The organism is Streptomyces sp. NPDC005799 (assembly GCF_040630525.1).
In the GTDB taxonomy this organism is placed as follows: Bacteria; Actinomycetota; Actinomycetes; order Streptomycetales; family Streptomycetaceae; genus Streptomyces; species Streptomyces griseorubiginosus_B.
Genome location: NZ_JBEXXQ010000043.1, coordinates 1 through 13,659, shown reverse-complemented (window position 1 = coordinate 13,659; position 13,659 = coordinate 1). Strand labels below are relative to the sequence as shown.

10 protein-coding genes are annotated in these 13,659 nt (G+C 70.2%); 5 read left to right on the top strand and 5 right to left on the bottom strand.

Annotated elements, in window-relative coordinates:
* Nucleotides 1–13: 13 nt before the first annotated feature.
* From ABZ453_RS34635 to ABZ453_RS34620, 4 genes are all read right to left on the bottom strand, one after another.
* Nucleotides 14–1,063 (bottom strand): hemolysin family protein, encoded by a 1,050-nt coding sequence (locus tag ABZ453_RS34635; RefSeq protein WP_359021302.1) that lies wholly within the window; start codon nucleotides 1,061–1,063, stop codon nucleotides 14–16.
* On the bottom strand, nucleotides 1,060–2,475 hold the full coding sequence (locus ABZ453_RS34630; protein ID WP_359021300.1) for a hemolysin family protein: 1,416 nt from the start codon (nucleotides 2,473–2,475) through the stop codon (nucleotides 1,060–1,062). Before ABZ453_RS34630 ends, ABZ453_RS34635 begins: the two co-directional genes overlap by 4 nt.
* 314 nt (nucleotides 2,476–2,789) lie before the next feature.
* Nucleotides 2,790–3,245 (bottom strand): TerB family tellurite resistance protein, encoded by a 456-nt coding sequence (locus ABZ453_RS34625; protein WP_133041939.1) that lies wholly within the window; start codon nucleotides 3,243–3,245, stop codon nucleotides 2,790–2,792.
* Nucleotides 3,246–3,381: 136 nt separating this feature from the next.
* Nucleotides 3,382–4,422 (bottom strand): sporulation protein, encoded by a 1,041-nt coding sequence (locus ABZ453_RS34620; protein ID WP_359021298.1) that lies wholly within the window; start codon nucleotides 4,420–4,422, stop codon nucleotides 3,382–3,384.
* Between the two features lie 380 nt (nucleotides 4,423–4,802).
* Here ABZ453_RS34620 and fusA point away from each other — a divergent pair, with 380 nt between their 5' ends.
* Nucleotides 4,803–6,845, top strand: a complete 2,043-nt coding sequence (fusA, locus tag ABZ453_RS34615; RefSeq protein ID WP_359021296.1) for an elongation factor G — start codon at nucleotides 4,803–4,805, stop codon at nucleotides 6,843–6,845.
* Between the two features lie 45 nt (nucleotides 6,846–6,890).
* Here the strand turns inward: fusA and ABZ453_RS34610 are convergent, their stop codons facing one another.
* Nucleotides 6,891–8,660, bottom strand: coding sequence for a coagulation factor 5/8 type domain-containing protein (locus tag ABZ453_RS34610; RefSeq protein WP_359021294.1), 1,770 nt, complete (start codon nucleotides 8,658–8,660; stop codon nucleotides 6,891–6,893).
* 211 nt (nucleotides 8,661–8,871) lie between these two features.
* On the opposite strand from ABZ453_RS34610, the gene ABZ453_RS34605 reads away from it, so the two are divergent.
* Genes ABZ453_RS34605 through ABZ453_RS34590 form a run of 4 tightly spaced genes read left to right on the top strand, consistent with a single transcriptional unit; the run spans nucleotide 8,872 to nucleotide 13,424 of the window.
* On the top strand, nucleotides 8,872–10,188 hold the full coding sequence (locus ABZ453_RS34605; protein WP_359021292.1) for a sugar ABC transporter substrate-binding protein: 1,317 nt from the start codon (nucleotides 8,872–8,874) through the stop codon (nucleotides 10,186–10,188).
* A gap of 5 nt (nucleotides 10,189–10,193) precedes the next feature.
* A complete protein-coding gene (locus ABZ453_RS34600; protein ID WP_359021290.1) occupies nucleotides 10,194–11,183 on the top strand; it encodes a sugar ABC transporter permease in 990 nt (329 codons plus the stop codon).
* Between the two features lie 7 nt (nucleotides 11,184–11,190).
* The gene (locus ABZ453_RS34595; protein ID WP_359021405.1) at nucleotides 11,191–12,030 is read left to right on the top strand and encodes a carbohydrate ABC transporter permease; all 840 of its coding nucleotides are present in this window, start codon (nucleotides 11,191–11,193) and stop codon (nucleotides 12,028–12,030) included.
* A 29-nt stretch (nucleotides 12,031–12,059) separates the two neighbouring features.
* Nucleotides 12,060–13,424 (top strand): GH1 family beta-glucosidase, encoded by a 1,365-nt coding sequence (locus ABZ453_RS34590; RefSeq protein WP_359021287.1) that lies wholly within the window; start codon nucleotides 12,060–12,062, stop codon nucleotides 13,422–13,424.
* Nucleotides 13,425–13,659 lie beyond the last annotated feature (235 nt).

Below are 13,659 nucleotides of genomic sequence, written 5' to 3'. Positions count from 1 at the left end.
CACGGCCCCCCGGTCAACCGCGGACGTGAGCGTCGCCGGACCCCGCGGGCGCCGGCTGCCGCAGGAAGCGGGACAGCAGGTCGTCCAGGGTGACCATGCCGGTCAGGTGGCCCTTCTCGTCGCGGATCGCCGCCAGGGAGGCACGACGGTCGCGCAGGACGTCGATCGCGTCGGCGACCGTCGTCTCCACGATCAGCTCGGGCACCGGACGGGCCAGGTGACGGGCGTCCGTGGCACGGCCCCGCGCGCGGGCCACCAGGGCGTCGCGGGCGTGGACGGAGCCGAGGACCGTGTCGCCGTCGAGGACCAGCAGCCGGGTGCGGTCACTGCCGGCCGCCACGCGGAGCACCTCCTCGGCATCGGCCGTGCCGTCCACCGAGGTGATCCGCGCGGCGGGGACCTGGAGGTCGCCGACCGGTGTCTCGGACTCGGTCAGCGAGCGCGTGATCAGCTCGGAGTCCTCCCTGCCGATCAGGCCCAGCCGCTCGGACTCCACGACGAGATGGGTGAGCTGCTCCCGGTTGTGGACCGAGGCGAGCTCCTCACGCGGAGTGACCCGGCACAGCCGTACCAGCGCGTTGCTGACGGTGTTGAGCAGCACGATCAGCGGACGTACGGCCTTGACCATCGCCCGGAAGGGCGGCGCCAGGAGCATCGCGGAGTCCTCCGGGTGGGCGATGGCCCAGGACTTGGGAGCCATCTCGCCGACCACCATGTGCAGGAACACCACGACGATCATGGCAACGGCGAACGCGATGCCGTAGCTGACCGCGCCGGGCAGCCCCAGGCCGTGCAGCAGCGGGTCGAGGGCGTGCGAGATCGCGGGCTTGGACACGGAGCCCAGACCCAGGGTGCAGACGGTGATGCCGAGCTGGGCGCCCGCAAGCATCAGGGACAGCTCCCGCATGCCGGAGAGGGCCGCCTGCGCACCGCGCTGTCCCGTGGCCGCCGCCCTCTCCATGCGGTGCCGCCTGGCCGCGACCAGCGCGAACTCGGCGGCGACGAAGAACCCGCTGCCGATCAGCACCAGGACCGTGACGAAGAGCGCCATCGGGAAACTCATGCCTGCCCCTCCTCACGTCCGCCGACGACATCTGCCGGAGCCTGCCGCTCCACACGGATCTGCTCCATACGGCCCCGTTCCAGACGCACCCGTTCCGGCACGTGTCGGTCCAGGCTCCGTACCTCAAGGACGGCCCGTCCGCCGTCGGGCAGTTCGACGGTGAGCCGGTCGCCGATCGCCGGGAAGCGGCCCAGCCGGTCCACGATCAGCCCGGCCACGGTGTCGAAGTCGTCCTCCTCGGGCAACTCGACGCCGGTCGCCTCGGCCACCTCGTCGAGCCGCCGTCCGGCGTCGACCAGCCAACCGTCGCCGTCCGGCACCGCGATCGCGGTGACCGGGTCGGACTCGTCCGCGATGTCGCCGACCAGTTCCTCGGCGATGTCCTCGTAGGTGACGATGCCCGCGACCCCGCCGTGCTCGTCCAGGACGACGGCGAACTCGTCGTCCGCCCGACGCATCTGCTCCACGGCGTCCGGCAGCGGAAGGGTGTCGGGCAGCAGCAGCGGGCGCCGGGCGAGCACACCCGCTGTGATCGTGCCCGCGGTGGCCGTGCCCGCGGTGGTACCGGCCGGCCGGTCGGCGGGCAGCCGCATCAGTTCGCGTACGCCGAGGACACCGGCGACGTCGTCGGGGTGATCACCGAGTACGGGGTAGTTGGAGTGGCCGTGCCGGGCGATCAGGCCCACCGCCTCGGCGGCGCTCGCGTCCCTGCGGACGAAGACGGCGTCCGCGCGCGGAACCATCACTTCGTCCAGGGTGCGCTCGGAGAACTCAAGGGCGTGATCCAGCAGCGCGGCGGTGTCCTTGGGCAGCTGCCCCTGCTCGTGGGACTCGCCGATCAGATGGCCGAGCTCCTCCAGGGTGGCGCCGTGATGCAGCTCCTCGACCGGTTCGATGTGGGCCTTGCGCAGCAGCCGGTTCGCCGCCTGGTCGAAGACGCGCACCACGGGACCGACGACCTTCAGGTACGCCAGCGTCGAGGAGGCCAGCGCCTTCGCCAGCCGCTCGGGCACGGCGATCGCGAGGTTCTTCGGGGCCAGCTCGCCGAGCACCATCTGCACGACCGTGGCACCCACGAAGGCGAGCACCACGGAGATGCCCGTGACCGCCGCGTCCGGTACGCCGATGCCGGACAGGGCGGGCCTGATCAGCGCGGACACGGACGGCTCGGCGATGAAACCGACGACCAGCCCGGTCACGGTGATGCCCAGCTGTGCACCGGAGAGCATGAACGACAGCCGCTCCAGCACCTTCAGCGCCCGGGCGGCACCGCGGTCACCGGCCTCCGCCTCACGGGCGAGGGCGAGGCGGTCGGCCGAGACGTAGGCGAACTCCTGCGCGACGAAGTAGCCGGTCCCGGCCGTCAGCACGAACACGGCCAGCAGGCCCAGGACGGCGGTGGCGGCACTCATCGAACACCACCCCGCCGGGTGCCGCGATCAGGCTCGGTGCGGCGGGATGGTCCGGGACTGTGCCCCGGGGAGTCCGTCGGTGTGGCGGACAAGGGATGGCTCCTCATGGTTCGGTCGGTATCAGGACAACGCGCGTGCCCCGACAGGAGTTCCCAGCCGACGATCAGGCGACTGCAAAGAAGGCGGCAGTAAAGACGGCGGCAGTAAAGACGGCGACTGCAAACCAGCGGGGCCCGACGCCGCTTCCGGCCGCCGTGAACCGGCGGGGCCCGGCCCGGCGGGATGCCGTCGGCCGGGCCCCTCGCGTGGCCGGATCAGAGGTCGAACTCGTGCGGGGGCAGGTCCAGGGTGAAGCAGGCCTCCCGTACGACGGCCTGCTCGGTCTTGTCGAAGTCGCCGTCGGCGCCACCGATGACGATGCCGATCTGGATGACGGCACGGGCCTCGGCGGGCTTCTTCTTCGCCTTGGCGATCTCCTGCAGGACGCTGACCTTGCCGAAGGCGAAGTCCGCGGTGAGCTTGTCGAGGTTCTCCTCGAAGCGGCGGCGCAGGTCGTCGGCGGGGAAGTTCTGCAGGACCTCGTTGGTGGCGATCAGCTGGGCCACGCGCTGCCGCTCGGCCGGGTCGATGGTGCCGTCGGCGGCGGCGACCAGGGCGCACATCGCCATGCTGGCGTCACGGAAGGCGCCGCTCTTCAGGTCGTTCTTCTTCGCCACGAGCTGGGTCTGCATCGTCGACGCGGATTCCTTGATGCGGTCCCACAGGGCCATGAGAACTCCAGACGTTCGGTGAGGCCCGGTACGCCCGGTGCCTCTTCGGCTACTACAGCAACGTAGAAACTAGCGGCCGGGGGGATAAGTTCCGACCGTTCTCGGAATGTTCACGCGGCCCCCCGGACCAGCGGGTTCAGTCCTCCTCCTCGTCCTCTCCCTCGAAGAAGTCCCCGATCTCGTCCACGACTTCGGCCGCCACCATGCCGCCGACGACACCGACCGCCAGTCCCGCCGCGCCCGCGGCCACCGCCGTGCCGACGCCCGGTCCGGAGCCGTGCCCGCCGTGCCCGTACCCGTCTCCATGACCATGTCCGTACCCGCTTCCATGACCGCGTCCGTGTCCGTGCTCGTGACCGCCGTCATACGCGTCCGCGTGCCCGTACGCCGAGTCCGCGCCGAATGCGGAGCGGTGGTCGAGCAGCTGGCGGATCCAGCCGTCGACCTCGGCGTTCCAGTCCCGCCCCGGCACCTCGTGACCGACGGTGAAGCGGGTCAGGGCGTCATGTCCGGCGGAGAGGAACCCACTGCGCTTGTCCGCCTCCAGGACGACCTCCACACCCGAGGGGCCGGCCAGGAAGGTCACCTCGAGCTCGTTCACCGCGTGCGCGTACTGCGGCGCGGGAGACAGTTCGATCTCCTGGTAGAACGGCAGCAGCTGTCCCGTACCGCCGATGCGGCCGTACTCCAGATCGGCCGACCGGAACCCGAAGCCCAGCTGTCCCAACGCCTCCAGGACCGCCTCCTGTACGGGCAGTGGGCGGACGGCCAGCGGGTCGAGGTCGCCCTTGTCCCTCGCCCCGGCCACCGCCAGCTCGGTGCGCACGCCGAGGACGATGCCCAGCGGTTGGCCGTACAGCTCGCTGATCGGTGTCTCCCACGGCAGCGTGACCGCGAACGGCACACTGCGCCGCTCCTGCTCGCCGAGCCGGAACCCGCCGCCCAGCGTGTACCGCTCGAAGGCGACGAAGCCCTCGCTCTCGCCCTCCTCGTGCTCGGCCTCCACCCGGGCGACCAGGTCGACGGCGATGTGCTCGATCTCCACTGCCGAGTCACCGCCCTGGAGGTGCACCTGCCCGGACAGCACCCCGCCGGGGGCCACGGCCCCGCCGTCCAGCACCGTGTCCACCGAGGGGCCGCCCACCCCGAGGGCCCCCAGCAGCCGTTTGAACACCATCCGGACGTCTCTCCTTCGCTCACCCATCCAACCGTTCGACAGATGAACTCGTCCGCCCGGTAAAGAAGTTCCCAAGTCACCCGGATGGGTGATCGCCATTTCGGGTCACCGGAAAATCCCGTGCCCGGCCGTGTCCTGGTTCCCTACACTCGCCACGCACCGCGCGTCGCAGGGACGCGCAGGACCAGCGACGAGGGGAGACCGGCCGTGCAGTACCGCACCGCTGTCGTCGTTCCCCGCTCGCGGTTCGAGGTGATCCTGGTGTCCTCGTCCGTCCGGTGCCCGCTGCGCGGCCGGTACCGGATGCCCGTGACGAACGTCTGACGTTCCGTCCGGGAATCGCGCCGCCCTTTTCCGGACACCAGAAAGGCCAACGGGCCGTGCGCACCAACGTCAACCCTCTCACCGCCGTCCGCAACCTCGGCATCCTCGCCCACGTCGACGCGGGCAAGACCACCGTGACCGAGCGGATCCTCTACGCCACCGGCACCATCCACCGGCGGGGAGAGGTCCATGACGGCACCACCGTCACCGACTTCGACCCGCAGGAACGCGACCGTGGCATCACCATCTTCGCCGCGGCCGTCAGCTGCGCCTGGGACGGGCACCGGATCAACCTCATCGACACTCCGGGGCACGTGGACTTCGCCGACGAGGTCGAGCGCTCCCTGCGGGTGCTCGACGGGGCGATCGCGGTGTTCGACGCCGTGGCCGGCGTGGAGCCGCAGAGCGAGTCGGTGTGGCGGCAGGCCGACCGGCACGGTGTGCCGAGGATCGCGTTCGTCAACAAGATGGACCGCGCGGGCGCCGACCTCGACAGCGCCGTCGCCTCCATCCGCGAACGGCTCCATCCGACGCCGTTGGTCGTCCAGTTGCCGGTCGGCACCGAGGACCGCTTCACCGGCGTGGTCGACCTGCTGCGCCTGCGCGCCCACGTCTGGTCCGACGGCGGCGACACGGCGCAGGTCGTGCCGGTGCCCGAGGACCTGCGCGAGGAGGCGCGGCGGCGGCGCCGACTGCTGGAGGAGGCCGTGGCCGAGCTGCACCCGGGGGCACTGGAGGAGTTCGTCGAGCGGGAGACGCTGTCGGCCGGGACGCTGGCCGGAGCCCTGCGGGACCTGACCCGGAGCGGCGACGCGGTGGTGGTGCTCTGCGGCTCCGCCTACCGCAACCGAGGCATCGAACCGCTGCTCGACGCCGTCGTGGCATACCTGCCCTCGCCGCTGGACGTGCCCGCCGTACGGGGCACGCACGACGGTACGGCGCAGGAGCGCGCGGCCGATCCGCGGGCGCCGTTCGCGGCCCTGGTGTTCAAGGTGAACGCCACCCCGACGGGACGGCTCACCTGTCTGCGCGTCTACTCCGGAACGATCGAGAAGGGAGACACCGTGTGGGACGCGGGCACGCGCCGCACCGAACGCGTCGGGCGCATTCTGCGCGTCCAGGCCGACCGCCACGCGCGCGTGGACCGCGCGGTCGCCGGGGACATCGTCGCCGTGATCGGGCTGAAGACGGCCCGCGCCGGTTCGACGCTGTGCGCCCCGGGCGCCCCGCTCGTCCTCGAACCCCCGGGCGTCACCGAGCCGGTGGTCTCGGTGGCCGTCGAGGCACGCAGGTCCACGGATGCCGACCGCCTGGCGTCGGCGTTGGCACGGCTGGCCGAGGAGGACCCGTCACTGGTCGTACGGACGGATCCCGAGACCGGTCAGACCGTCCTGTCCGGCATGGGCGAACTGCACCTGGAGGTCGCTGTGGAGAAGCTCCGGCTGGCGCAGGGGCTTGAGGTCAACGTCGGTCGTCCGAAGGCCAGTCACCGTGAGACGGTCGGGCGCGGGGTGTCCGGGTTCGTCTTCCGGCACGTCAAACAGGACGGTGGCGCGGGGCAGTTCGCCCATGTCGTCCTCGATGTCGAGCCGCTCCAGGACGGGTTCGAGTTCCGGTCGGCGATCGTCGGCGGACGGGTGCCGCAGGAGTACGTCCGGGCGGTCGAGGCCGGCTGCCGGGACGCCCTCGCGGAGGGTCCGCTCGGAGGGCATCCGGTGACCGGGCTGCGGGTCACCCTGACCGACGGGGCGACCCATGTGAAGGACTCCTCGGACACCGCCTTCCGCACGGCGGGCAGGCTGGGCCTGCGCGAGGCACTGCGCGCGTGCTCGATGCTCCTGCTGGAGCCGGTCGTCGAGGTCGCGGTGACCGTGCCCGAGGACGCCGTCGGCGGCGTCCTAGGTGACCTCGCCGCACGCCGTGGACGCGTGTCGGGCTCGGCCGTGCGCGGTGGCTCGGCGGTCGTGACGGCGACCGTGCCGCTGGCCGAACTCTTCGGCTACGCGACGCGGTTGCGCAGCCGGACGCAGGGCCGGGGCACCTTCACGGCACGCCCCACGGGCTACGCGCCGGCCCCGGCGGTGACGCCGGCCCGGTGACCGACAGGGCGGCCCCTCCCGTACGCGGGCGGGGCCGCCTCTCGCTCACGGGTACGACACCACCGTCGACGGCGTCGTCGAGGTACCGGACGTCGGCGCGCCCGTGTCGTTGATGACGTGTTCGTACTGGCCGTTGCCGCCCAGCGAGACCACCAGCAGGTCGTGGAAGCGCACCCCGGGACGGTTCGGCGCGGCGAAGCCGCTGTGCTGGACGATCGCCGGGTCGACGTTGTAGTAGCAGTAGCTGCCCAGGCCCCAGCCCTCGTGCTCGGTGACGTCGTCGCCGACCTTGTAGGCGGCGTAGCCCCTCACCGGGCCGTTCTGGACGGCGGCCTGGTTCGGGGCGTCGTACGCCTTCTCGTTCTGGAAGAAGATGGTCCGGCCGCGCCGGCCGTACCACTGGACGTCGTACTTGTTGAAGTGCTCGACGAACAGGCCGGTGCACAGCACGTCGTCGCCGTTGACGACGATGCCGTAGTCCGCCCGGTTGGTGTCCCAGCCGACGCCGTCGCCGTGGTCGGCGCGCCAGACCCAGGTGTGGTCGACAATGGTGTGACGGCTGTTGACGACCATGCTGGTGGTGGCCTTGCCGGCGCCCGCGCCCCCGATACGCACGAACACGTCCTGGACGGTGGTCGGGTTGGCGGAGTGGTCCCGGGACGCGCCTCGGGGGCCGACTTCCAGCAGCGTCGCGGAGTTGACCGGCCCTGCGTCGATCAGGAGGCCGGCCAGGCGCACGCCGTCGACGTCGGCGACCCGCAGGGCCGTGACTCCGTTGTCCGGCACGAGAGTCGCGTACCCCAGGCCCAGGACAACGGTGTTGGCGCGGTTCACCTGGACGGCCCGGTCGAGGTGGTAGATGCCCGGTGTCAGCAGCAGGTGCAGTCCTTGTGCGAGCGCCTGGTTGAGGGTCGCCGCGGAGACGCCGGGCTTCGCCACGTAGAACTGCGACAACGGCAGCGACGTGCCACGCGGAGTGCCGCTGCCCCAGGTGACACCGCGGGCGTTGGTGCGTTTGGCCGGCAGGAAGACCCGGAACTCCGAGCCGTCGACGTACAGGAAGGGTTTCTCCCGGGAGAGCGGGGTGGTGTCGAGCGTCGTGTACGGCGGGTTCGGGAAGCTCTGCGCGGGGGCGCCCTCGACGCCCGAGAAGACCATGTTCCAGACACCGTTGAGCCAGCTGCCGATCGCGCTGTCCCGGGTGTACCACTGCTGCTGCGAGTACGGCCCGACCTGGCCGTCGACGCGGCTGTCGGCGATGTAGCCGCCGCTGGCCCAACCGTAGCCCGTGGGGGAGAGGTTGAGGCCGCCGCGGACGTGCATACGGCGGAAGGGGGCCGCCTGAGCCACGGCCCACCGGTTCGTGCCGTTCGCGGGGACGAGCGCCAGGTTCTCCGCCGAACGCCAGAAGTTCTGCGTGGCGTTGCCGTTGAACCAGCCGGCGTCGACCGTGACGTCCCCGTTGATGGTGGTGTCGTCGGGGGACAGGCCGAGGCCGGCGATCGAGGTGTAGAAGCCGAGTTGGGCGTTGAGGCCGTGGTAGGTGCCGGGCTTGAACAGCAGGGCGTAGCGGCCGGTGCCGAACTGCGCCGACTCCTGCTGCCGGAACACCTCGTCGAGCCGGGACTGGATGCCGGGGGTGGACGGGTCGAAGACCAGGACGTTCGGGCCCAGGTCTCCGCCGCCGGGGAGGAAGCGCGGCTTCCTGGGAGGCTTGGGGGCGGCCGAGGCGGGTGCGGACAGGCCGAGCACCGCGGGGGCGGTGGCGGCAGCGGCGCCGAGGACGGTTCTGCGGCCGATGGCGGGCAGGGGCATGGGGCGGCTCTCCTGTTCAGGAAGTGAACCTGGTGGGGTCTGGGAGCGCTCTCTCGCCGGTGAATGCTTCAACTACCCGAACGACCGCGTCAAGAGGTGCGACCAGAGTTCCGCAAGCCGTGCCGTACCCCTTGACGAGGGCATCCCTTGAGGTTTAACTCACGTCCTAAATTAAGCCATGAGTGCATTCCCTGAAGGGACACCGGGAACCATGCGCAGCATCCGAGCCGCGGCCGTAGGCGCCGTCACCTTGTCACTCGCCCTTGCCGCCTCGGCCTGCGGAGGCGGTTCGTCCAGTGGCAGCGGGTCCGACGACTCGCCCAGGACGCTCACGTACTGGGCCTCCAACCAGGGCGCGAGCATCGCCGTCGACAAGAAGGTCCTGCAGCCCGAACTCGACAAGTTCCAGAAGCAGACCGGGATCAAGGTGAAGCTGGAGGTCGTGCCCTGGTCCGACCTGCTGAACCGGATCCTCACCGCGACCACCTCCGGCCAGGGCCCCGACGTCCTGAACATCGGCAACACCTGGAGCGCCTCCCTGCAGGCCACCGGCGCGCTGCTGCCCTGGGACGCGAAGAACTTCGCCAAGATCGGCGGCAAGGACCGCTTCGTCGACTCGGCGCTCGGCTCCACGGGCGCCGAGGGCAAGGACCCGGCCGCCGTACCGCTGTACTCGATGGCCTACGCCCTCTACTACAACAAGCAGATCTTCGCCGACGCCGGCATACCCAAGCCCCCGGCCACCTGGGCGGAACTGGTCGCCGACGGCAAGAAGATCCAGGCCAAGGGCAAGTCCGCGCTGGGCGCGGAGGGTTCGAACCTGTCGGAGAACATCCACCACGTCTTCGTCTTCGCCAAGCAGCACGGCGCGGACTTCTTCACCGCCGACGGCAAGGCCGACTTCACCAGCGACGGCGTGGTCACGGCGGTCAAGCAGTACGTCGACCTGATGGCCAAGGACAAGGTCATCCCGACCGGCGACGCCGAGTACGCGCAGAACCAGTCCGTCAGCGACTTCGCCAAGGGCAAGCAGGCCATGCTGCTGTGGCAGTCCGCCGCCGCCAACCTCAAGTCCCAGGGCATGGACGCGAGTGCGTACGGCATCGCCCCCGTCCCTGTGCAGTCCGGCACCCCGGGCACCGGAACCCAGGTCAACTCGATGGTGGCCGGCATCAACCTGGCCGTCTTCAAGAACAGCCACAACCTCGACGGCGCCACGAAGTTCGTGAAGTTCATGACCAGCGACGCGGAACAGAAGATCCTCAACACCGCCTACAGCTCCATCCCGCCGGTGAAGGCCGCGCAGGAGGACGCCGCCTTCAACTCCCCGTCGAACGCGGTGCTGAAGGACACCCTCGCCAAGAGCGCCGCGGCGCTGCCGCAGGTGGCCGACGAGTCGCAGTTCGAGACCGCGGTCGGTACGGCGGTCAAGGACCTGTTCGCCGACGCGGCGGCCGGACGCGCGATCACCACCGACTCGGTGAAGTCCGCGCTGGAGAAGGCCCAGCAGCAGATGCCGGCGAAGTGAGCCCGATGACCACCACCGCCCTCAAGGAGCCACTGAGGGGGAGTTCGGCCGGTGCGGCGGCGCGCGAACCGCGTCGCCGCACCGGACGGATCCGCCGCGCCGGGCTCCCGTACCTGCTCCTGTTGCCCGCCCTGGTCCTCGAACTCCTCGTCCACCTGGTGCCGATGGTCATCGGCATCGTGATGAGCTTCAAGGAACTCACCCAGTTCTACATCCGTGACTGGGGCACCGCGCCCTGGTCGGGCCTGTCCAACTACCGGGTCTCCGTGGACTTCGACGCCCCGGTCGGCCAGGCCCTGCTGCACTCCTTCTTCGTCACCGTGGCCTTCACCCTGCTCTCGGTGGGCCTGTGCTGGCTGATCGGCACGGCGGCGGCGGTCTACATGCAGGACACCTTCACCGGCCGCGGCCTGCTGCGGGCGCTGTTCCTCGTGCCGTACGCCCTGCCGGTCTACGCGGCCGTCATCACCTGGGTGTTCATGTTCCAGCACGACAACGGCCTGGTGAACCACGTCCTGCACGACCAGCTGCACCTCACCGGCAAGCCGTCCTTCTGGCTCATCGGCGACAACAGCTTCTACGCCCTGCTGACCGTGTCCGTGTGGAAGGGCTGGCCGTTCGCCTTCCTCATCGTCATGGCCGGACTGCAGAACATCCCACGGGAGTTGTACGAGGCCGCCGCCCTCGACGGCGCCGGCATGTGGCAGCAGATCCGCCGCATCACCCTGCCGTCCCTGCGCCCGGTCAACCAGGTGCTGGTCCTGGTCCTGTTCCTGTGGACCTTCAACGACTTCAACACCCCCTACGTCCTGTTCGGCAAGTCGGCCCCGCAGGCGGCTGACCTCATCTCCGTGCACATCTACCAAGCGTCCTTCGTCACCTGGAACTTCGGCACCGGATCCGCCATGTCCGTGCTCCTGCTGCTGTTCCTGCTGGTCGTCACGGGCGTCTACCTGGCGCTCACCTCGCGCGGACGGAGGACCGGCGATGTCTAGATCCCCCATGGCGCCCCCGAGTTCGTTCCTCTGGTCGCGCCGGGTCTTCCTCACCCTGCTCAGCGGTTTCGTCCTGGTGCCGGTCTACGTCATGGTCTCCAGCTCACTGAAGCCGCTCGCGGACGTCACGGGCAAGTTCCGCTGGCTGCCCAGCGGTCTGACGATCCGCCCGTACATCGACATCTGGTCGACGGTCCCGCTGGCGCGGTACTTCGTGAACTCGCTGATCGTGGCGGGTGCGGCGACCGTCTGCTCGGTGGTGATCGCGGTGTTCGCCGCGTACGCCGTCAGCCGCTACAGCTTCCGCGGCAAGCGCGTCTTCACGGTCACCGTGCTGTCCACGCAGATGTTCCCGGGCATCCTCTTCCTGCTCCCGCTGTTCCTGCTGTACGTCAACATCGGCAACGCCACCGGCATCGCCCTGTTCGGCTCCCGCGGCGGCCTGATCCTCACCTACCTCACCTTCTCCCTCCCGTTCTCGATCTGGATGCTGATCGGGTACTTCGACTCCGTGCCGAAGGACCTGGACGAGGCCGCCCTGGTGGACGGCTGCGGCCCGCTCGGCGCGCTGCTGCGGGTGGTGGTCCCGGCCGCGATCCCCGGCATCGTCGCGGTCGCCGTCTACGCCTTCATGACCGCCTGGGGCGAGGTCCTCTTCGCCTCCGTCATGACCAACGACACCACCCGCACCCTCGCCGTCGGCCTCCAGGGCTACTCCACGCTCAACAACGTGTACTGGAACCAGATCATGGCCGCCTCGCTGGTCGTCAGCGTGCCCGTGGTCGCCGGCTTCCTGCTGCTGCAGCGCTATCTCGTCGCCGGGCTGACGGCCGGGGCCGTCAAGTGACCGATTCTCCTGCGTCCGAAGGGACTTACGTGTCCGACCGCATCGACCTCGCCGCCTTCCCGCACGACTTCCTGTGGGGAACGGCCACATCGGCGTACCAGATCGAGGGAGCCGCGGCCGAGGACGGCCGCTCCCCGTCGATCTGGGACACCTTCTCGCACACACCCGGCAAGGTCGACGGCGACGACCACGGAGACATCGCGTGCGACCACTACCACCGCTGGCGCGAGGACATCGACCTGATGCGCCAGCTCGGCACGAACGCCTACCGGTTGTCGATCGCCTGGCCGAGGGTGGTGCCCGGCGGGGACGGCCCTGCGAACCCCAAGGGACTGGCCTTCTACGACGAGTTGACCGACGCCCTGCTGGAAGCGGGCATCACCCCGTCGGTCACCCTCTACCACTGGGACCTGCCCCAGATCCTGCAGGACCGGGGCGGCTGGCCGGAGCGGGAGACAGCCGTGGCGTTCGCCGAGTACGCCTCCGTCGTCGCCGCCCGCCTCGGCGACCGGGTCACCCACTGGGCCACCCTCAACGAACCGCTGTGCTCGGCGTGGATCGGCTACCTGGAGGGCAGGATGGCCCCCGGCTTGACCGACCTCACGGCCGCCGTACGGGCCTCCTACCACCTGCTGCTGGGCCATGGCCTCGCCGTCGAGGCGATCCGCGCCGCAGCCCCGTCCGCCGAGGTCGGCCTCGTCACCAACCTGTCCACGGTGCACGCCGCCACCGACCGTGACGAGGACGTACGGGCCGCACTCAGGCAGGACGGTCACGTCAACCGCTGGTGGCTGGACCCGGTGTACGGCCGGGGCTTCCCGGCCGACATGCGTGAGGTGTACGGCGTCGACCTCCCCGAGCGGGCGGGCGACCTGGCCAGGATCGCCGCCCCACTCGACTGGCACGGCCTGAACTACTACATGCCGGCCACCGTCGCCGACGACCCCTCGGCCCCCGCGCCGCACGTCCGCTCGGTCCGCCGCATCGGCGTCCCGCGCACCGGCATGGACTGGGAGATCGACGCGCACGGTATCGAGACGCTGCTGCTCCGCCTGACGCAGGAGTACGGGGCACGGAAGATCTACGTCACCGAGAACGGCTCCGCATACCCGGACGTCGTACGCCCGGACGGCACCGTCGACGACCCCGAACGCCAGGACTACCTGGTGCGCCACCTCGCCGCCTGCGCGTCCGCCGTCCGCAAGGGGGCCCCGCTGGCCGGGTATTTCGCGTGGTCGCTACTGGACAACTTCGAGTGGGCGTACGGCTACGACAAGCGGTTCGGCCTGGTGCACGTGGACTACCGGACACAGAAACGGACCATCAAGGGCACCGGGTACCGGTACGCGGACATCATCCGGGCGCATCGGGGGCAGGCCCGGAAGGCGGCCTGAGGCGTCAATGCCGCGTGGCCGAGTCATGCGATCGGGTGAGGTTCCGGGTGGTGGGGCACGGCGCGGGACTGCGGGCCGTTCGACCGGATGAGCAGCACTTCGACACCGCGACGACGCCAACGGGGGGGTGCCCCTATCTCTTTCGTCAAGGGGCGGGGCGGTTGATTGGTGATGTTTCAGGCGGCTTGGGGGACGGCTTGAGGTTCGAAGAACGTGCCGTCGCGGAGCATGGCGA

Coding starts and splice junctions, on each gene's coding strand:
- ABZ453_RS34625 (WP_133041939.1), bottom strand. CDS start 3,245: ATGGCCCTGTGGGACCGCATCAAGGAATCCGCGTCGACGATGCAGACC.
- ABZ453_RS34600 (WP_359021290.1), top strand. CDS start 10,194: ATGACCACCACCGCCCTCAAGGAGCCACTGAGGGGGAGTTCGGCCGGT.
- ABZ453_RS34610 (WP_359021294.1), bottom strand. CDS start 8,660: ATGCCCCTGCCCGCCATCGGCCGCAGAACCGTCCTCGGCGCCGCTGCC.
- ABZ453_RS34595 (WP_359021405.1), top strand. CDS start 11,191: ATGGCGCCCCCGAGTTCGTTCCTCTGGTCGCGCCGGGTCTTCCTCACC.
- ABZ453_RS34635 (WP_359021302.1), bottom strand. CDS start 1,063: ATGAGTTTCCCGATGGCGCTCTTCGTCACGGTCCTGGTGCTGATCGGC.
- ABZ453_RS34620 (WP_359021298.1), bottom strand. CDS start 4,422: ATGGTGTTCAAACGGCTGCTGGGGGCCCTCGGGGTGGGCGGCCCCTCG.
- ABZ453_RS34630 (WP_359021300.1), bottom strand. CDS start 2,475: ATGAGTGCCGCCACCGCCGTCCTGGGCCTGCTGGCCGTGTTCGTGCTG.
- ABZ453_RS34605 (WP_359021292.1), top strand. CDS start 8,872: ATGCGCAGCATCCGAGCCGCGGCCGTAGGCGCCGTCACCTTGTCACTC.